This is a genomic window from Elstera litoralis, assembly GCF_000963705.1.
Lineage (GTDB): Bacteria > Pseudomonadota > Alphaproteobacteria > Elsterales > Elsteraceae > Elstera > Elstera litoralis.
In genome coordinates, this window is record NZ_LAJY01000990.1 from 1 (window position 1) to 645 (window position 645).

Sequence of the window (645 nt, forward strand, 5' to 3'; positions counted from 1 at the left end):
CGTGGGTGGTGCGACCAAGCCGCGCTTCAGCCACTTCAAATAGTCGCGCACGCCCTGCACGAAGCATTCGATCTTCTCGTAATCGTACTCCGGCGGCACGCCTTCGACCTGATCGCCCTTCCAATCCAACTCGCGCTTAATAATATCGACCTGCTTGCGCACGTCCCACGGAATGAAATGCCCGAGGAAGACGGAGCGAACGCCGAGTTTGCGCAAATCGCGCGCGGGCGGAAAGGTGAAGGGCTTCAGGTCGCGCAGCGTGACCGGATAGTCGGAGACGCTATTATCCAGCATCCCCAGCATATCTTCGGCATTGATGCCGAGGTTAACGATGCGGTTAAAGCGGCGCTCGTCATGCTCTTCCACGTCATGATAGCCGTAGAACGAACTATACTCCGAGCTAGGCTCGCCCCAGAATACGAGCGGCACCTGATGGCGCAGGGCCTCCCACATGGGGAAGGAGAAAATACCCGTGTGGCAGTGCCAGCAGAAATCGCCCCGGCGCTTCAGCGCCTCGTACATCAGCTTGCGCACGACCTGCCAATTGGGGGTGAATTTAACGATGTCGCAGCCGAGGCGGCGCAGCGCCTTCAGGCAATTATCTTCGATCGTCGGGCGCATGAAGCCGTGATCGAAGCGGACCAC

General features: G+C 59.1%; 1 pseudogene. It reads right to left on the minus strand.

Annotated features, from left to right (window positions below):
- Positions 1 to 645, minus strand: a pseudogene (locus VZ95_RS26400) (hypothetical protein); the annotation flags it as partial.